General features: G+C 41.9%; 16 protein-coding genes. 5 read left to right on the top strand and 11 right to left on the bottom strand.

The annotated features are described in order from the left end of the window. Positions 1-36: 36 nt before the first annotated feature. Genes PJ15_RS11865 through PJ15_RS11840 form a run of 6 tightly spaced genes read right to left on the bottom strand, consistent with a single transcriptional unit; the run spans position 37 to position 9,536 of the window. Positions 37-1,764: an ABC transporter ATP-binding protein gene (locus PJ15_RS11865; protein WP_047431077.1), complete on the bottom strand. Its 1,728-nt coding sequence runs from the start codon at positions 1,762-1,764 to the stop codon at positions 37-39. 14 nt (positions 1,765-1,778) lie between these two features. Next, positions 1,779-2,918, bottom strand: coding sequence for an ABC transporter permease (locus PJ15_RS11860; RefSeq protein WP_047431074.1), 1,140 nt, complete (start codon positions 2,916-2,918; stop codon positions 1,779-1,781). An 11-nt stretch (positions 2,919-2,929) separates the two neighbouring features. Beyond that, on the bottom strand, positions 2,930-3,868 hold the full coding sequence (locus PJ15_RS11855) for an ABC transporter permease (RefSeq protein WP_004770877.1): 939 nt from the start codon (positions 3,866-3,868) through the stop codon (positions 2,930-2,932). Between the two features lie 12 nt (positions 3,869-3,880). Beyond that, entirely contained in the window at positions 3,881-5,893 is a 2,013-nt protein-coding gene (locus tag PJ15_RS11850; RefSeq protein ID WP_047431070.1) for a M3 family metallopeptidase, read from the bottom strand. Between the two features lie 26 nt (positions 5,894-5,919). Then, complete coding sequence (locus tag PJ15_RS11845; protein ID WP_047431066.1) at positions 5,920-7,737, bottom strand: ABC transporter substrate-binding protein; 1,818 nt, start codon at positions 7,735-7,737, stop codon at positions 5,920-5,922. A gap of 14 nt (positions 7,738-7,751) precedes the next feature. Next, the gene (locus PJ15_RS11840) at positions 7,752-9,536 is read right to left on the bottom strand and encodes an ABC transporter substrate-binding protein (RefSeq protein ID WP_047431159.1); all 1,785 of its coding nucleotides are present in this window, start codon (positions 9,534-9,536) and stop codon (positions 7,752-7,754) included. Between the two features lie 657 nt (positions 9,537-10,193). Here PJ15_RS11840 and PJ15_RS11835 point away from each other — a divergent pair. The 5 genes from PJ15_RS11835 (at position 10,194) to PJ15_RS11815 (ending at position 15,527) form a co-directional block, all read left to right on the top strand. Next, a complete protein-coding gene (locus PJ15_RS11835; protein WP_047431061.1) occupies positions 10,194-12,872 on the top strand; it encodes a TonB-dependent receptor in 2,679 nt (892 codons plus the stop codon). A gap of 153 nt (positions 12,873-13,025) precedes the next feature. Further along, complete coding sequence (locus tag PJ15_RS11830) at positions 13,026-13,736, top strand: energy transducer TonB (protein ID WP_047431058.1); 711 nt, start codon at positions 13,026-13,028, stop codon at positions 13,734-13,736. 40 nt (positions 13,737-13,776) lie between these two features. Beyond that, entirely contained in the window at positions 13,777-14,652 is an 876-nt protein-coding gene (locus PJ15_RS11825; RefSeq protein ID WP_047431055.1) for a MotA/TolQ/ExbB proton channel family protein, read from the top strand. An 11-nt stretch (positions 14,653-14,663) separates the two neighbouring features. Beyond that, positions 14,664-15,092 (top strand): ExbD/TolR family protein, encoded by a 429-nt coding sequence (locus PJ15_RS11820; protein WP_004770866.1) that lies wholly within the window; start codon positions 14,664-14,666, stop codon positions 15,090-15,092. Between the two features lie 15 nt (positions 15,093-15,107). Continuing rightward, positions 15,108-15,527, top strand: coding sequence for an ExbD/TolR family protein (locus PJ15_RS11815; protein WP_047431052.1), 420 nt, complete (start codon positions 15,108-15,110; stop codon positions 15,525-15,527). Between the two features lie 74 nt (positions 15,528-15,601). On the opposite strand, the gene PJ15_RS11810 is transcribed toward PJ15_RS11815, so the two are convergent. The 5 genes from PJ15_RS11810 to bioA form a co-directional block, all read right to left on the bottom strand. Next, complete coding sequence (locus PJ15_RS11810) at positions 15,602-16,273, bottom strand: hypothetical protein (protein WP_047431049.1); 672 nt, start codon at positions 16,271-16,273, stop codon at positions 15,602-15,604. A 270-nt stretch (positions 16,274-16,543) separates the two neighbouring features. Then, complete coding sequence (bioD, locus tag PJ15_RS11805; protein WP_047431046.1) at positions 16,544-17,188, bottom strand: dethiobiotin synthase; 645 nt, start codon at positions 17,186-17,188, stop codon at positions 16,544-16,546. Continuing rightward, positions 17,185-17,937, bottom strand: coding sequence for a malonyl-ACP O-methyltransferase BioC (gene bioC, locus PJ15_RS11800; RefSeq protein ID WP_047431043.1), 753 nt, complete (start codon positions 17,935-17,937; stop codon positions 17,185-17,187). The genes bioD and bioC overlap by 4 nt, the downstream gene beginning before the upstream one ends. Next, on the bottom strand, positions 17,934-19,088 hold the full coding sequence (locus tag PJ15_RS11795) for an 8-amino-7-oxononanoate synthase (protein WP_047431040.1): 1,155 nt from the start codon (positions 19,086-19,088) through the stop codon (positions 17,934-17,936). The genes bioC and PJ15_RS11795 overlap by 4 nt, the downstream gene beginning before the upstream one ends. Continuing rightward, positions 19,075-20,370 (bottom strand): adenosylmethionine--8-amino-7-oxononanoate transaminase, encoded by a 1,296-nt coding sequence (bioA, locus tag PJ15_RS11790; protein WP_047431037.1) that lies wholly within the window; start codon positions 20,368-20,370, stop codon positions 19,075-19,077. Before bioA ends, PJ15_RS11795 begins: the two co-directional genes overlap by 14 nt. Between the last annotated feature and the right edge of the window lie 132 nt (positions 20,371-20,502).

The following is a 20,502-nucleotide window of genomic DNA, read 5'->3' as shown; positions in this document are numbered from 1 at the left end:
AACGCTCTGATCAGAGCGTTTTTTTATGACTTTAGTTTAATAATGGACAATCCCTTGTGGAATGGCATTCAGCAACTTCTTGGTATATTCATGTTGTGGATGCAAATACAGTTCATCAGAATTGGCAATTTCAACCAGTTCGCCATGATTCATCACCATCACCTGATCTGAAATATATTTCACCACCGATAAATCGTGTGAAATGAAGATATAGCTCAACCCAAATTCATCCTGCAAATCTTGCAATAAATTCAATACCTGTGCCTGCACGGATACATCCAGCGCGGAAACTGATTCATCACAAATCAGGATTTCAGGCTTTAGGGTTAAGCAACGTGCAATTGCGATGCGTTGTCGTTGTCCGCCAGAAAACTCATGTGGATAACGATCATAGGCTTGCGCAGGCAAGCTAACACGTTCCAACAATTCTAGCGCTATTTTCTTACGTTCCGCATCATTTTGCCCAATGCCATGAATTCGCATCGGTTCTAACAAAATCTGTCCAATGGTAAAGCGTGGATTGAGGGATGCATAAGGATTCTGGAAAATGATCTGAATCTTGCGTTGGTACTGACAAAACTCTTTCTCACTCATGGCAAGGATATCCTTTCCGCCAATCAGTGCCTGCCCACCCGTTGCTTTATGCAAACGCATCAGCAGTAAACCGATGGTAGTTTTTCCTGAACCCGACTCTCCCACCAATCCCAAAGTTTTGCCTTTTGCCAATTGGAAGGACACACCTTTTACGGCCTGAAATTCATCTCTCCCCCATAAACCTTTACGGCTATAAAAAGATTTCTTGAGATCTTTAACCTCTAAAATAATCTGTTCATCACCCTTCAGACCACGAGAACGCTGCTTGAGATTCAAATCAGATAACTGGCTCACTTCCACCCATTGTCCATTTTCCTTCTTCATAAAATCACTGGTCACAGGTAAACGGTAAGGCCGTGAAGCCAGCTGCGGACGACAATGTAGCAATGCTTTGGTATAGACATCCTGTGGCCGTTCCAGCACTTGCTCGACAGGGCCACATTCACGAATTTCCCCGTGACGCATAACAATCACTTCATCGGCAATTTCCCCGACCAGTGCTAGATCATGGGTAATAAACAACATCGACATCTGGTGACGTTGTCGTAACGATTCCAGCAAATCAATGATCTGTTTTTGAATGGTGACATCCAAGGCCGTGGTTGGCTCATCGGCAATCAGCAATTTTGGTTCACAGGCAATCGCCATCGCAATCATGACCCGTTGCTGCTGCCCGCCAGAAAGCTGGCTTGGATAAGCATCTATTTTGGTTTCAGGTGCAGGAATGCCGACTTCTCGTAGCAATTCCAGTACCCGCACTCTCGCTTCCTTCCGTCCCATATCCAGATGAATACGCAGCACTTCGGCAATCTGATCGCCCACGGTAAATACAGGGTTCAACGATGACATCGGTTCCTGAAAAATCATGGCAATCTCTTTACCACAAATCTTGCGAATTTCACCTGCCGATAAATGCAGTAAATCCTTGCCTTCAAATTTGATTTTACTTTGTGCTGCAATTTGACTCTGACCTTTCGGCAATAAGCCCATCACCGCCAGTGAAGTTACGGATTTACCGCTGCCAGATTCACCGACCAAAGCCACCGTTTTATTTTTAGGAATCGAAAATGAAATTCCTTTTACGGTTTCAATCCACTGTTTATTTTCACCTTTAAAGCTGACTTGAAGATTTTCAACCTGTAATAGCGGTAGTTCATTCTGATATTGCATATTTTCGCTCTCCGCTATTTCAGTTTAGGATCTAAAGCATCACGCAATGCATCGGTGAACATCGAGAATGCGGTGACCAACACAGCCATTGCAATGGAAGCGGCTGCCAGTTGCCACCATTTCCCCAAAATCAGTTCACTTTGAGCTTCATTCAGCATACTGCCCCAAGACACCACACCGACTGGCACACCAAAACCAAGGAAGCTCAGAATCACTTCCGATTTGATAAAAGACACCACCAGAATTGAAATCTGCACCAAGGCAATATGACTCACATTGGGAAAAATATGTACAAACATACGGCGTAAATGACTGACGCCAATAGCTTTTGCTGCAAGCACATATTCACGCGATTTGTGCTTCATATATTCGGCACGGATCAAACGGAATACCCCCGTCCAGCCAGTCAAACCAAGAATGAGGACAATCGACAAAATGCCTTTTTGCTGGAGTACAGCCGCAATTGCCAACACCAGTAACAAATAAGGAATTGAGGTGAAGATGTTGTAAAACCAGTTCAGGACATCATCGACCCAACCACCGAAATAACCAGCAATCGCCCCCAAAAAAGTACCAATCACCACGGCCAATACTGCCGACAACAAGCCAACCAGAATCGACGTTTCAGCCCCTTTAATGGTTTTTAGCAAGATATCTTGCCCCCATTTATCGGCACCAAAAGGCAAGGTACTTTTTAATTCCTGTTTTTGTTCCAGCAAATTTCCACCCAGTTGCTGATTGATTTGCTTCATATCCTCAGCTAACGGGTCGACCATACCATAATCATCGATGTAACCACTTTGCTGCTCACTCTGGATCTCGGCATTCAATTGCTGGATCACATCTTTCAAAGGATCAACTGGATTTTCAGGCAAGCTTTCTGTGCTCTTCGCCGCTTCTTTCACATGGGAAGAATCCGCATCTGCCCCCAAAAAAGTCGGTGGCGCATAACTGACCGCAACTTCTTTATTCCAGTTTGATGCAATCACACCTGTCATGGACAAAGCCAGCAGGATGAAATAAAACAGCACCACAATAAATGAGACCACCGCAATACGATCTGATTTCAGTCGCTTTAATGCCAATTGCCATAATCCTGTCGCAGCAGTGGATTCATCAGAAGATGCTTTGCTTTTAAAAATTGTACTGAGCATTGTCATCCCCTCTACTTCAACTGAACACGAGGATCGAGGAGCTTATAAATCAGATCGGCGATCAGGTTAAAAATCATGGTCATTGCGGCGATATAAACGGTAATCGCTTTGATCACAGGAAAATCACTACGCTCTACTGCAATAATAATTTCTCGCCCGATACCTGGAATCCCGAAAAAACGCTCAATCAAGAATGCACCAATTAATAAGGCAGGCAAGCTAGCCATGACTTCAGTCACAATTGGAATGGATGCGTTTCGGAGCACATGCACACCCAATACGCGCGACTCGCCTACGCCTTTGGCACGAGCAGTACGCACATAATCCTGATTAATCTCATCCAACACAAAACTGCGATACAGACGTAAAGTCGGCGCAATACTCACCACCAGCATAATTAGAATCGGCAATAATGCGTACTGGGTTAGGTTTTCACTGAAATTATCACTCCAGCCCTGAACAGGAAACCAGCTCAGTTGGTACGCCAACACATATTGAAAAACAATGATATAAACCAGAATACTGATCGACATTCCAATGGTGCACAGCATCATAACCATACGATCTGTCAGTGAGCCACGTACCGAAGCGACCGCTAAAGCCAAGATGATTGAAATCACAGTCTGTAAAATGGTCAGCGGGATCAATAACGTCAGCGATGGTCCTAAACGGGTCAGAATAATCTGTGAGACCGATTCACCAGTACTCCAACTCACACCATAATCAAAGGTCAGAATCTGTTTAATAAAAATCCACAACTGCACGTAGTAAGGTTGATCTACGCCTAACTGTTTACGGATGTTTTCAATTTGCTCTGGGTTAGACATCTTCCCTGCCAGAATATATGCAGGATCGCCCCCCACCCAGTTAAATAAAAAGAAAATCAGCAAAATAACACCCAACATGGTCGGGATCATTTGCCATAGTCTACGCACGACATAAGCAAGCATAATGGCAAATCCTTATTTGACCCGTTGACCTGTAATTTCACTAAAGAAGGCTTTGTTATCTGGTTCTCTGCCCAAGAAGTCCTTGACCAGTTGCGCAGCGCTCTTCTGGCTGCCCTGTGAAAGAATGGCTTGGCGATAGCGTTGACCGACTGCAGGATTGTTCAGGTTATCTCCAAATGCCGACAACATATCCAGCGCCAGAACTTCTGACCACATATAGCCATAGTAGCCCGCCTGATACCCCATTAAATGCCCAAACTGGCCTGGAAATTCTGAGCTTGGCACATAGCCCAATGCCGTTGCCGATTCCATTTTTTTCCAGACATCCATCGGCTGTACTTTTAAGGCATCTGCGCCATGTAAAGCCATGTCATATTGCGCATACAGGGTTTGACGTGCATAACGCATACCGCGTCCATAATTGTGTACCGACTTCAGACGTGCGATTAGTGCATCATCAACTCGTGGACAAGCGGGATCACAATAGTCAGCAACTTTCGATAATGTTTCTTTACGACGAGCCCATTCTTCATACATTTGTGAAGGTGCTTCAACAAAATCACGTTCTACAGAGGTGCCTGACTGACCTGAATAACGGGTTTTCGATAAAATGCCGTGCAGCGCATGACCAAACTCATGGACAAAGGTTTCTAATTCATCGCTATTTAGCCCTTTGCGGTTAAAATTAGTGACCAATACTGAAATCGGCTTACGCTTGCTTAAAGTACTACCGCCATATACGCCCCATACAGCCGCATGACCATATTTGCCTTCACGCGGAAATTTATCCATATACAGGCCGCCCAGCACTTCACCTGTTTTCTTATCCGTTACATCATAATATTCAACTTCATCTTGCCATGTATCGACTTTGGCAGGCTTGAATTCGATGCCGTATAAGTCAGAAGAAATTGCAAATAACCACTTCTGAGCCGCAAGCGTCGGGAAATAATCACGAAGCTTTTCCTGATCAATCTGGTATTTCTGTTTACGTAACTTTTCGCTCCAGTAATTCACATTCCAGCGATTAATTTCTGTTTTTTCAATCGGCGTGTTTAAGGTTTTGGCTTTAAAAATTCGTAGTTCTTCAACTTCTTTTTGCTCTAAAGGCGCCACAACTTTATGCACGTCAGCGAGAAAGTTATTTACTGTTTTTGGCGTTTTCGCCATACGTTTTTTTAATGCCAAATCTGCATAGCTTGGTTGACCAAATAACTGTGCCAGTTCATAACGTAAATCAATAATCTGCTTGAGTAAAACGAGATTCTTTTCTGTGCCACGACGGGTAAAGGCAGTTTGATAACGCTTGCGTGCATCATCACTGTCTGCCAACTCCATGAAAGGTTGGTACTCAGGATACTCAAATCCTAATAAATAATTGCCTTTGTCATTTTTCTTTAAACCTGCAATGTAACTGTCTGGCAAGCCCTTCAGTTCCGCTGGAGTAAACTCGAGCTTTTCAGGATTATCACGAATATTACGAGAGAATTCTTGCGAAAGTTTCGTCAATTCATCAAAAATATTTTTAACCCGAGTTCTCTTTTCAGGCGCTAATTGCACACCAGTATCTTCAAAAGCATCGAGGATGTCCTGACGATATTTGCGATCAATTGCATCTGCTGCTGTAGTATTTTTAATTCGTTGATACAGCTTTGGATTCTGATAGATTTCTGTTTGGAGCTGGTTCAATTTAACTTCACAGTCTTCGGCAGCTTTACGCAATTTCGCATCTGGATCAACATTGCTATATAAGCTGATCGGACCTGCAAAATCTTCAAATGTTGCCATCAGTTGATCCCACTCAGCCAATACTGGCCCAGCCGCAGACTGTGGCTTCACAGATTGTGTTTCGAGTTGAGCAATACGCTGTTGTAATTTTTCTAAGTTCGCATCACACCATTGAGCGCTAGCTGCTGTTTTTAAAATAGGTAAGGTGGTTCTTTCAGCCCAGATACTCTGGCTCATCCCTACAGTTGTCATGGATAACAAAGCCAGACTCGACAATTGCAATATTTTTTTCGCCATTTTTTCTCTCCAATTTGATTTGTTTGTTATTTCTTATCTTGAATATCGATGTACATCCACTCTGCTGGCAAGATAGGATGCTTTTTATAGCCCAGCACACGAGGCTGTGCGACCACAGTCCGGTAACGGGTCGACATGAATTGTACGGGTGAGTAAAACTCTAAAAGACGTGACATTTTGCGATACAACATATCGCGTTCAGGCCCATCATCCAGTTTGAGTGTTTGCTCATATAAACGGTCATATTCTGGTAATTTAAAGCAGGTATGATTGGTTGCATGAATATTTTTGCCATAGAACAACTGCATAAAATTATCGGCATCAGGATAATCAGCAATCCACGCTGAGGCTTTGAACATGGTCTTACATTGTTTTTCAGCCTTTAAACCTTCCGCAAAAGGCACTGGCTTGGACACCATATTAATTTTGATATTGCCCAAATCCTTCTTGAGTAACTCAGCCATTTGCATACTACGGGCACTGCTGGTAGAAGGCATAAACTCAATCACCAGCGGCTTGCCATCAGGAAATCTTCGCCATCCATCTGCACCGACTTTATAGTTATAACGATCCAGTAACAGATTGGCTGCCTTCACAGAATAAGGCACACTGCTTTTATAATCAGGGTCATGCCCTGCAACCCCATAAGGGATCGGAGACTCCAGTTTTTTGGCATTGCCCTTGGCTAAAATGCTGATAAATTTTTCTTTGGAAATTGCCATAGACATGGCACGGCGTAATGCAATTTTATCTTTACCAAAACCGCCGACAACAGGATTCTGGATATTCCAGTATAAATAATCAATAGACGGATCTGGGATACGTGACAATTGAACGCCCTTTTTGGCTAACTCGGGTTTTAGACTTCCATCTTGTTGTATGGCTTGTGCTGGTAATTCGCCATCCAGCGTAAATAAATCCAGTCCATCTTTTTGAAATGCTAACCATCCAGATTGTGATTCTTCAATCACTCGAATATCAATCACACCGATCTGTGGCATTTTTTTGCCTTGCATTTGCTGGACGATTTTCTGCTCATCTGGACTGCTTGCTTTAAAATTCCAGGTAAAACCACGATAATCAGGATTCGCCTTTAGAATAATCCGTGAACCTGGCGTCCAATGTGCCAACACATAAGGGCCTGTTCCTACAGGATGCGCCATCGCATAGCCTGTTGTTTTATCCCGATAATGCTCAATCACTTCTCGTGCTACTGCACCTGTCGGTTGATGGGCAAGCAGCATAGGGAAATTATGATTCGGCTCTTTTAAGCGAATCACCAAGGTATAACGATCAGGTGTCTGGATGCCGCTGACTGGTTGATCATAATTAAATTTTCCCGTTTTACTGGCCTGTTGAATTAAGGCATCCATCCCGTCAATTTTATCTTCGAATAACCAACTATTCGGCGAACGTAAATTCGGATCAAGTAACCGCTTATAAGAATAGGCATAGTCTGCCGAGGTCAATTCTCTGCGCTTGCCTTTAAACACAGGATCAGAAGCAAAATAAATCCCTTTCTTCAATCGAATGGTATAGGTCAGACCATCTGCACTCACTTCAGGTAAAGCAACCGCAGTATTGGGAACCAGTTTTGCTGGGGATGCTAAATAATCATAGGTATAGAGCGTTTCAAAGACTGAATATAAAATATGAGCAGAATAAAGGTCTTGTACAGCTACAGGATCAAAACCTGTTTCCGCAACAGGAAAGGCATAACGTAATACTTTTTTGGGATCTGCTGGACTCTTGGCGATTGCTGTACTGACTGCACTCGCAAATGTTGTCCCCACTAACAGTGCCAACCCCATACGTGATATAGAAAGTTTAAAATTTTGCTTCATCAGGTATACATCACTTATTTTTGATTTGGTTCAGCAATATCCAGATATTGCCAATTGCTATTCATAATAGGATGAGCCTTGAATCCCTGCACTTCTGGCTGAATCAACCAGTTGCGAATACGGGTATCCTGCAAGATCCAGATATTGTCTGCTTCAATTTGACGACTCATTTTTTCATAGAATGGCATGCGTTTTTCAGGTGGTTGCTGCATCGCCTGCTTATATAAATTGTCATAAGCGACAGATTGATAGCAGGACTGATTGCCACGTCCAACATTTGGGCCATAAAGTAATTGAGTGAAGTTTTCCCCCTCTGGGTAGTCAGCATGCCAAGCACCGCTCCACATCATGTATTTACATTGCGATGAAGCTTTTAAGTTATCCGCAAAATTACTGACTTTAAAATCAGAACGTATTCCAATTGCATCCAGACTTTTTTTCCAGAGTTCCGAATACATCACTTTTGCCGAACCGGTTTCCGTATTGATTTTTAACGTCAGCGGCTTTCCATTTGGAAGATTACGATAGCCATCTGGGCCTTTTTTATAACCGAAATGATCCAGCAGTTTATTGGCTAATACAGGATTGTAAGCAATGCTACTACGGTAATTTGGATTGTGCCCACTTACGCCTTCTGGCACCAGCATTTCTGCTTTCACCGCCTGTCCCTTACGTAGTATGCGAATATATTCATTCACATTAAAAGACAGCGCGATGGCACGTCTTAATGCCACTTTATCCAGACTGTTTCCGCCCACCACTGGATCACGCATATTCAACATAGAATAGGTAATCTCAGCCTCTTTATTGGCATAGAGACGAATACCCTGTTTCTGCATCGCGGGTTTTAACTGGTTATTTTGATCCAGAACTTTGGGTATGGCATTTTCTGTGACTTTATCAAAATCAAGTTGCTTGGATTGAAATGCTAACCAGCGAGACTGTTCTTCTTCGATAATGCTGATATTGACCTTGCCAATTTGCGGCATTTGCTTGCCGCTCATTTCCCTGACCAGTTGATTGTCCCATTCTGTACCTGAGGATTTGAAATTCCAGACAAAGCCTCGATAATCAGGATTGGCCACCAACTCAATTTTACTGCGAGGTACATATTTACTTAGCATATAAGGCCCCGTACCTACAGGGTGCATCGCAAGACGATCTTTATAATATTCAACAACTTCACGTGCAACTGCACCAAATGAACTATAAGCAAGAATATAAGGAAAGTTATAATCAGGTTGAGTTAATGTGAATTGAATCGTATATTTATCTAATGCTTTAAGACCTTCTATCTTGGTATCATAATTAAACTTTCCAGTTTTCTTGGCTTGTTCGACCAGTGCATTGGCACCCACAATTTTATTATCAATAAAAGAAAATGATGAGGCATGATTTTTAGGATCTAAAATACGTTTAATGGAATAAACATAATCTTCGGCTACCAGCTCCCTGCGCTTGCCTTTAAATGCAGGATCATCCGTAAAATAAATCCCTGATTTTATTTTAAAGATATAGACTTGCCCATTTTTCTCAATAGTCGGCATTTTTTTCGCTGTTGCAGGGATCAGTTTAACTGGATTTGCCAGATAATCATATTGCACAAGCCTTTCAAAAATTACATCCGCCACATTCCCACTATAAAAATTGAAAGTTTTAACCATGTCAAAACCATCATCTGGTGCTTCAAAAGCAACCCGAAGGACTTTATCCGCTTGAGCAGGTGTTTTTGCATAAACATTTGGCATGAATGCAATCACGCTGGATAAAACAGTGACCGTAAAAAAAATAGACTTCAAATCGATACTCACATCATCGTTTTTTAATAAATACTAGACTTTCGCATAGCATTCAACACCACTACCGTTTCTCTTACCACGATTCAAATCCAAAATTTTTATCAAAAAATCATTTACTTAATAAAAATTTACCATTTGGAAAAATTAAACCATAAGAAAAAATGCTTCATAGTTGAAAATTACCTTGCTAATTTCATGCCACTTTTCAAATAAAAAAATCATGATTATTTTTTAACCAATTCCTATTTAAAGCAAATCTGGTTTTCAGGCATCTTAAATAAAAGTAACTTTATGCCAAATCATATTTTTTTATATTATTTCCTATTTCAATGAAATCAGAATAATAAAATACATGTTTTATTGAAATAGGAAAGTATTTGCACTACAAAAAAGCAAAAATAAAACTTTATGATTCATTTTAATGCATCATCTGTGAACATTCATTTTGTAACTTTATGACAACCCTCCACTCTCTTCATTATTTTTGTTTTTTTAATATTTAGTAAAAATATGAAAAGCTTATATATAAAAACTAAAACACTTTTACATAATTTATTCTACATTAAGCGAAATCTAAAAATAGGGCTTGGCACAGGTCTTGCTAAAACGGATTTATCTAATTTTAGAGTGGCAAACCATTTAGGGGTTCAATAAACAATGAAAAAAGCCAACTTCGCTGCACCAGACTTCACACAAAAATCGGGTAAAACCCTGCTTAAACTCAGTACATTGAGCTTAAGTATGCTATGCCTGACCATGGCACATGCGGCCGATACGGAAACCACCACTGAGGAAAAACCAACCAAGGTTGTTAAGGTCGCCGTAACAGGATCTTCGATCAAAGGCGTTGCGGCACAAAGCGCCTCGCCTATTACAATTATTAAAGCCGACGACCTTGCCAAGCAAGGGGTGACCACTGTTGAAGAAGCTTTAACCAAAGTCAGTGCTAACCAAGCAGGTTTCGCAACCGCTCAGAATGTGGGTGCAAGTAATACCGAAGGTTCATCTGCCAATTTACGTGCCTTAGGTACTGATAAGACCTTGATTTTATTGAATGGTCGCCGTTTAGCGTATAGCCCATTTAGTACATCAACGACAAACCTGAATATTATTCCAATGGCGATGGTTGATCGTATTGAAATCCTCCGTGATGGAGCTTCTGCAATTTATGGAGCAGATGCGATTGCAGGTGTAATCAACTTCATTACCAAAAAGTCCTTTGAAGGATTAAATATCAGCGCGGGTTTAATCCAGCCTGAAGAAAGTGGCGGTGATAAACAAGATGTCTCAATATTTGGTGGCTATGGTGATTTGGAGGAGCAGGGTTTTAATGTGATGGGCGTTATTGATTACCGCCGTTCAAATGACATCATGGCAAGTGATCGTAAAGCCAGTAAACGAGGCGGACTTCTTCCTGAATTGGGAATTGATGCAAGTTCAGCCAATGGTTTTCCAGCCAATTTTCGTGATCCAAAAACAGGAAAACTAGGCAATCCTTATGCAAATACACAATGTAATAATGCTCCAAATACCGTTTCAGATGGTGAGCTGTGCTATCTAAATACGCAAGCATTGATCGGTATCGTTCCAAAATCAGAAACGATTTCTGCACTCGGACGCGGCACATTCAAATTAAATGATAATTTTAATGCTATTGGTGAATATATTTATTCACGTAACGAAGTGACAACGTCTATTGCGCCTGATGTTTACAGCCGTTCGGTTACGCTTCCCTCAACAAGTCCTTATTACCCAGGAAATGGTATTACTCCTGCTGTCAGTGGTTTAAGTGGAGAACCTTTAGAACTTTATTTACGTTCACAAGCGGGCAATCGTGTATCCAATCCTGTCAATGAATCACATCGAGCGCTACTTGCTTTAGAAGGTGAAGCGTATGGATGGGATATCAACACGGGAATCTCCTATGCACGCAGTGAAGCAACAGATGGTTTTGCTGGCGGCTATCTCAATCAGAGCCAAGTACAGGCTGCTTTAAATGCAGGGAAACTGAACCCATTTGGGCCAAGTGCAGATCAAAATATATGGCAATCATTCGAAGTTAAGGGAGATACCAATAAAGGTACCCTCACTGCAACGACATTTGACTTTAATGTCAGTCGTCCAATTTTTACCCTTCCCGCTGGCGATGTTGGTTTTGCATTCGGGGGAAGCTTTAGTTCTCAGGATTGGAAAGCAAATGTTAACTCAGAGATTGTGAGACAAGTTCCTGGAAGTGGTATTGATCCAGATAAACCAGAAAGTAAGGGTAAACGCGATATCACCGCCCTCTTTACTGAGCTACATATCCCTGTTACCAAAACACTAGAAGCCCAACTTGCTGCTCGTTATGACAAATACAGTGATTTTGGTGATACTTTCAATCCCAAAGTGGCTTTCCGTTGGGAACCTTTAAAACAATTAATGTTCCGCACCTCCTACAGTACAGGTTTCCGTGCACCAAGTTTGTATGACATCAATGCACCTCAAAGTAAAACCTATACAGGAGCAAAATACGATGATCCTGTGCTTTGCCCAAATGGACAAGCAATCTCAGACCAATATAAGACTGAATGTAATACGCAATTTTATCGTACTCAGGGCGGAACCAAAGGCTTACAACCCGAAGAATCTACCTCGATCACGGCTGGTTTTGTAGTAGAGCCGATTAAGAATCTGGTTTTCTCTGCCGACTATTACAACATCAAAATTGACGGTCTGATTAATAGTATTGGTGAAGCCATGATTTTTGGTGATCCAGAAAAATATGCAGATCGCTTCATTCGTGGAGAAGATGGCCGTCTCCAATATATCAATAGTGCATTAACCAATATGGGGGGTGTTAAAACCCAAGGGATTGACCTTGCCCTAAATTACCTCACTCCAATGACGGTAACAGGCCGCTTTGGCTTCGGAATCGATGGTACTTATATTATTAAATATGACCGACAAGAAGAAAAAGGTGGCGTTTGGGACAGCTATGCAGGCAAGTACGATGATCCTGCAATTTTACGCTGGAAGCATGTTGCAAATATAAATTGGAGCTATGAAAACTGGAAAATGGTATTCGAGCAAGAGTTCTACCGAGGTTATAAAGACCAGAATGAAACGGGTGATGATAAATATGACAACCACCGTGTCAGTGACTATACCTTGTACAACGTTTCAGGAACCTATAAAGGCTTTAAAAATCTAGAGCTTACCGCAGGTATAAAAAATATATTTGATGCAGAACCATCAGCATCGAATGTATTAGACAACTTCCAATATGGTTATGACCCTCGCTATAGCGATGTAACAGGTCGAGCATATTTCCTGAGAGGCACCTACAAATTTTAATAAGTTTCTCCACTGCAACATAAATTGCTTATGTCGCAGTGGTTCACCGTAATCCTCTGATTCATCAAAAATTAAAGTGGTCTGCATCAGTTTTTAAATTGATGCTCTCCTCCAAACAACGATGAATCCATGATTGCAATTTCAGGAGTAATTATGGGCATCCCCTTTTCTGAGAATGAAAATCAACCTGCCAAACGCCTAGTTGGTATTGGTCTGGTGTTATTTCTACATCTCATTATCGCCTATATTCTGATGACAAGTTTAGCGACCGACTTTACCAAGCCTGTCGATAAGCCTGTAGAACTACAGATTATTCAGGACATCAAACCACCACCTCCAAAACCAGAGGAACCAAAACCAAAAGAAAAGCCACCCGAGCCACCGAAAATGGTAGAGAAAGTGGCAAAAATACCAGATCAACCAAAGCAGGTGGAGAAAGCCACGCCTGTGCAAAAACCGGCACCAGCGCAACTAACCCAAACAGCAGTTGCAACACCAACGCCTGCCCCCGCAACACCAAGCCCGAGTCCAGTTGCAGCGCCTGTCGCATCAGCCGCGCCTGCTGCTCCTGCCAAACCCGCAGGGATTTCACGTGGTGTTTCAGAAGGTGAAGCGGGTTGTCAAAAACCTGAATATCCGCGTGAAGCCTTAATGAATGAGGAAGAAGGCACTGTACGTATTCGTGTATTGGTCGATGCCTCTGGCAAGGTGATTGACTCAAAAGTTAAAAAATCGAGTGGCAGTAAAAGTTTAGATAAAGCAGCAATCAAGGCTTATAGCCTGTGTACTTTTAAAGCAGCCATGAAAGATGGTGTACCACAACAAGAATGGTACGAAATCGAATATCCATTCACGATTTCCTAAATAAATGCATTGAACAAACAAATTTTTGGAGAATTTTTAGATGAAAAACACAGCAAAACGTATCTCACGAATCGTAGCAATTGGCCTCATCGCAGGTACCACCTTACTCCCAGTTGCAACAGTGTGGGCAGATGAAACCACGCAAACCACAGCAGTAACCAGCGTCAGTGCAGATGCTACAAACCAAGCGGCACCGACACCACCGCCATTACCAGCAACAGCTGAAAAAGTACATAACCCTTATGGTTTAGAAGCGCTCTGGCGTGAGGGTGATTTGGTTGCAAAATCGACTTTATTTATCTTGGTACTGATGTCGATTGGCACGTGGTACATCATTCTGTCTAAAGTCTTTCAGCAAAGTAAAATCAAGCGTCATGCCACTGAAGCTGAACGTAACTTCTGGGAAGCAGAATCTTTAAATAGTGCGGCCGACAGCTTAAATGCAAACAGTAGCTATCGTTATATTGCAGAAAAAGGCATTCGCTCGACCAAACATCATGACGGCACTTTATTAGAACGTATTGATTTCAATACCTGGGTGACCATTTCAATTCAGCGCGCCATTGAAAAGGTACAAAGTCATCTCAGCAATGGCCTAGCCTTTCTTGCAACGGTTGGTTCAACAGCGCCATTTGTCGGCTTATTCGGAACGGTTTGGGGAATTTATCACGCCCTTACTGCGATTGGCATTTCTGGCCAAGCGTCAATTGATAAAGTGGCTGGCCCTGTGGGCGAAGCATTGATTATGACTGCAATTGGTCTTGCGGTCGCAGTGCCTGCTGTACTGGGCTATAACTGGTTAACTCGCCGTAATAAAGCAGTGATGGACAATGTTCGCTCATTTGGATCAGACCTACATGCCGTACTCCTCAGTGGTGACTTAAACGGCAATCACCCAAATCGTGATTCTAAATAAGGAACACTACTATGGGCATGATGATAAATTCAGATCAAAGTGATGATGATGTGATCGGAACGATTAACACGACACCGCTAGTCGACATCATGCTGGTGCTGCTGATTATCTTTTTAATCACAGTTCCAGTGGTCACACATACAGTTCCGGTAAAACTCCCTGAAGAAAAAAATACGCCTTATGCCACGACACCACAAAATATTCAGCTTTCAGTGAATAAAACAGGCGATATTTTCTGGAATGAACAACATGTTGCAAACAAAGAAACTTTGCTTGCAAGGTTACAGGTCGAGGCACAAAAACGTCCGCAGCCTGAAGTTCATATTCGTGGCGATCAACTAACCCATTACGAAGCAATTGATCAGGTGATTAGTACGACTCAGCAAGCGGGTATTGGCAAAATTGCATTTGTCACCACTCCACCTGCGACTTCGCCATAACAGGAGGAATCACACATGGGTATGAATGTGGGTTCAAAAAATGATGAAGAAGATGTGATGCTCGACGTCAACATGACACCTTTGATTGATGTCATGTTGGTGCTGTTGATCATGTTCATTATCACCATCCCGATTCCGAACAATGCCATTAACATCAACTTGCCAAATGGTACACCGCCGCCGCCAACAGATCAGAAACCACCAGAAACCATTAACCTACGTGTCGATGCACAAGGGCATATTTTCTGGAATGATCAAGCGGTGGCTGACCGTCAGGCACTTAAGGCTTTATTCGAATCTGTGGCTCAAAAAGCCGATCAGGATCAAATTAAATTTAAACCTGATGCTCAAGCGGAATATAAAAATATTGCGATGGTGATGGCGCTGGCTCAACAAACCAATGTCACTAAAATTGGCATCGTCAGTAATAACTAAATAATAAAAACAAGAAATTATTCCAATAATGAGAGTTTACTCCTGCGCTAACAAGTTCGCTTGTTGGCTTTTTTTTATTTTATTTCACTGATCACTATCGGAATCAGCTTACTGCTCACTTTATAGCCTTGTGGTTTGTTATTGCAGGTATTCCCTGTAACTGTAGTCTGAATCACATAAGGCGAATAAGGCATCACATTTAAATAGCCCGAATTATCCCGACCAGTTCGGCAATCCTCTGCACCTAACTTGTCGTCATAGCGTCCTTCATAGGAAGATTCTTCGACCTCTGCAATCAGCTTACTCGCCCATTGATTTAAATAAACTAGACTTTTACTCGATTCAACTGTCCCCTGACCTGAACCTGCACTTTCAATTTCCACCAGTTGAATCGGTTTACCTTTATAAACAGTGGAATGTACTGTGAAGCTATTCGATTGACCACCAAACGCTTTTAGGATTCTCGCCTGCTTTAATTTCGGACGGGTTAATACATAGCCAGCCCAAAAATTCCGTCCCGCATTTTCAAAACTCACGCCAGATAAATAGGCTTCTTCACCCGAAATCAGTTTTACGGCTTCGGTAGAATCAATCTGAATGGCTTGAGGAGGATTGGCATTTGAATCTTGTAAGTTGGTGATCCAACTGATGATGGTTTTATCTGGCGGTACAGCAGCATGGGATGCTGAGACTGTCATCAAAAAACCAAATAGAATGGATAGAGCAAATTTATTTTTCTTTTTCATTTGAGGCCTTACTTTTATTTAATCGAAACTCTCACATAAAATATGATACTCGGAAACGTCATCCACAACCTGCGTGAATTTTGCAATATATTATTTCTGCGAGATAATAAAAACAAACCCAAAAAGAGAACAGGTTTTGTGGATGACAATGCCTTTGCCTACTTTGGGCGAAACCAAAGTAGGGCGAACCGCAGGTTTATCCCTAACCTTAGCTTGAACTCGGCATGACTCCGTGAAGAGCCACTATTTTGATTCGAAGTGAAATTTAAGTTATTTAAACTTTTCCAATTCAATCCATTGAGCATCAGGAAAATGCTTCGCTAGATAAGTTTTCAAATAATCAGCCGTATCTTTTGAAATAATCGGGTCTTTCGACTCATCCTTTAAGTTATACACCAAAGCATGCAAACACAAACCACGCTGCTTTAAAGCCTCTAAACTCAACAAAGTATGATTAATACTGCCTAAACGCCCAGAAGTCACCAAAATCACAGGAAATTGATGCTGCACAATATAATCAATGGTCAACAGTTCTGTGGTTAAAGGTACCATCAAACCACCCGCACCTTCCAAAAGTACCACATCAAATCGCTGGGCAAGATCTTTAGTCGCAGCTTCAATCTTGGCAAAATCTAAATCTCGCCCATCCAAACGCGTCGCTAAATGAGGTGAAGCCGGATATGTAAAAATTTCAGGCATGGTCAGTTTGTCATGATCTTCCTGAAACCAGCCACTGCCCATAATTTCACGATGTTTTTCGATATCTTCCGAGATCTCGACATTACCCGTTTGCACCAACTTCTGGGTAATAACGCGCTGCCCCTGTTCTGTCCAAAGCTTGGCGAGATAGCCTGTGGCATAAGTTTTACCAATCTCAGTATCAATACCACTGACAAAATAAATTGCTGCACTCATGCTGCTCTCCGCGCAATCACATAAATCGGATGATAAGTCAGGTGAAAACCCTGCTCATCATAAAACTGTTCATAATCTAAATAAAATTGTTGCAAGGATTGCTTGGTCCAGCGATGTGACTTTGCGGTTGCCGTTACACCTGTCGCCTTTAAATGCTGCAATATCGATTTCGGATGATCAAAATAACGCTGCTTATGATCTTGTTGTATAAATAGCACTTCAAAACTTTGTTGTTCAAGCTGCTGTTGCAAACTATCCAAATCGGCATAATTTAAACCTTGTCCTGTTAACTGCTTAATTTCAGTCAAATTGTCAGGGCCGAAGGTAGAAAAACAAAAATAGGCATTCGGTTTTAATGCAGAATGAATCCGCTGCAATAAAGCAGGTAAATCAATCATCCATTGCAAAGCAGAACTTGAGATCACCGCATCTAATCCACTAGGTAATTCAAGCTGTTCAATATCACCGATCAACCAATTGATCTTGTCGACACTTAAATAATGCTGCTCAACATCGTCATACAAGTCATTTAAAAACAGTTGCTCAACTTGAAAATGAGACTGAAACAAATGGGTTAAATTGCCTGAACCGCAGCCAATCTCAAGTACAGAAGCTAAAGATTGCGGACAATAAACTTTGAGATATTCAAATAGCTGTGCACTAATCTGCTTTTGTATGACCGCATGCTCAACATAGCTTTGTCCTGCTTTGGCAAAACGCTGCGCAACGAGTGCTTTATTGATGCTCACAAACACTCCACCAATTGTTCCAATTCATTTTTTTGTACCATAGACGTTAACGAGATACGTAAACGTGAACTATTCTGTGGTACGGTCGGTGGTCGTACCGGCATCGCATAAAAACCCTGTTGCTGGACAAAGCGTGCCTTTTCAATTGCAGCTTGGCTTTCCCCAACAATAATCGGAATGATATGACTGCTGGATGGGCTTGAAAAACCTTTTGCAATCACCGCCTGCTGTAAATATTGACTGATTTCAGCCAAATGCTGACGCTGTTGTTGCATGTTCAAAACTTTGTTAAAGATAAAATCAGACCATGCCATCGAAATTGGTGGCAATGCGGTACTAAAAATCAGTGGACGCATTTTATTAATGAGATAGTCACGGATGATTGGATCACAAATGATATAGCCACCCACAGACGCAATCGCCTTACCAAAGGTTCCAACTAAGAAATCAATCTGATCCAGCACGCCATATTGTTCGGCACACCCCAGACCTTGCTCACCTCTTACGCCGATGGCATGTGCCTCATCCACATACAACATGGTTTTAGCAAAGCGTTGTTTTAGCTGAGCCAATGCCGCTAAATCAGTCTCGTCACCATCCATACTAAAGATACTTTCAGTCACCACAATAATGCGTTCAATTTGCTCATCTTGATGATACTTCTGCAATAATTGTTCCAGATGCTGCAAATCATTATGTCGGTAACGTACATATTGAGCGGTTGATAACCGAATCCCATCAATCATACTGGCATGCACTAATTTATCAGCCAGAATCACAGTTTTACTATCCGCCAAAGCAGGTAGGATGCCGATATTCATGTGATAGCCACTGTTGAATAATAAGGCAGCACGACCAAATACTTTACTTAGGCTATTTTCAAATTGTTCATATTCTGCAAAATTGCCTGTAAGCAACCGTGACGAAGATGAACTAAATAGCGCTCGTTCGATTTTCAATGTATCGAGAAATTCTTCTCTTAAACTTAAATCAGCAGCCAAGCCCAAATAATCATTGGATGCCAAATTCAACATGGTCCGATCTTGGATGGTAATCCACTTTCCCTGCTGTTGATTTGACGTAAATTGACGAAAATTTCCATGTTGTTTGAGCTGGTCAAGCTGCTCGGCATAATGATCAAGCAAGGACATTGGTATTGACTCCCTGCATATTTCTCACCACTTCAATCAGCTGTGCTAATAAATAGTTCAGTTCATCATTGCTAATCACATACGGCGGCATCACATAGACCAATTTTCCAAATGGACGTACCCAGATACCACGTTCTACAAACTGTTGCTGTAAGGTTTTCATATCAACATTGGCGGTTAACTCCACCACCCCAATCGCCCCTAAAACCCGTACATCTGCAACATGGTCAAGCTGAGCTAAATCCGTTAATTGTTCAGCTAGAATCTTTTCAATCCGTTGAATATTGGCTTGCCAATCTTGCTCTACCAATAATTGTGTACTTCGCAAGGCAACCGCACAAGCCAATGGATTCGCCATAAAGGTTGGGCCATGCATAAAGACACCTGCTTCACCACGGCTGATGGTTTCAGCTACCTGCTTGCTGGTTAATGTTGCGGATAATGTCATATAGCCACCAGTCAAACCTTTACCGATACACATAATATCGGGTTCAACTTGTGCATGTTCCCAAGCAAACATTTTGCCTGTACGCCCAAAACCTGTTGCGATCTCATCAAAGATCAACAATAAATTATATTGCTCACACAAAGCTTTGGCTTGACGTAAATATTCAGGATGATAAAAACGCATGCCGCCCGCACCTTGTACAATCGGCTCAATAATCAGTGCAGCAATGCTATGATGATGCTGTTCAATCTGTTGTTTCAGTTCCTGAATATCTTGAGGATTCCATTCTCCATCAAATCGACTTTGTGGCGCGGGTACAAAAATTCGATTCGGTAAACTCGTGCCAAAAATCTGATGCATCCCCGTGACCGGATCACATACAGACATCGCATTCCAGGTATCGCCATGATAGCCCGAACGGGTAGTAATAAAATTGGTTTTCTCTGGTTTGTTCAGTGCTGTCCAGTATTGCACTGCCATTTTTAAAGCGACTTCAACTGAAACCGAGCCTGAATCAGCATAGAAAATTTTGTCCAAATTTGGCGGCGTAATTTTTAATAATAATTTGCCTAATTCAATTGCAGGTTCGTGGGTCAAACCACCGAACATGATATGCGCCATTTTCTGTAATTGATCTGAAACCGCTTGGTTAAGTTCAGGATGGTTATAGCCATGAATCGCACACCACCATGATGACATGCCATCAATCAAGGTTTTTCCATCCTCTAGTTCAATAGTCGCACCATAAGCACGTTTGACTTTAAAGGTTGGTAGTGGATTTAACATCGAAGTATAAGGATGCCATATATGTTCTAAATCAAATAAATCGGTCATCCTTTACCTCATTTGTTGCTATTTCAAAATTTACCATTTGCCTGATCACACTTTTCGATACTCGGAAATGTCATCTGCAACCTGAGCAAGCCAAAGCGATTAAAGCTTTGGCATAGCGCAAGACAAACGATG

The organism is Acinetobacter sp. neg1, from assembly GCF_000788125.1.
GTDB classification, from domain to species: domain Bacteria; phylum Pseudomonadota; class Gammaproteobacteria; order Pseudomonadales; family Moraxellaceae; genus Acinetobacter; species Acinetobacter vivianii.
Note: the sequence above shows the minus strand (reverse complement) of the source record. Positions and strands in the feature narration are given on the sequence as shown.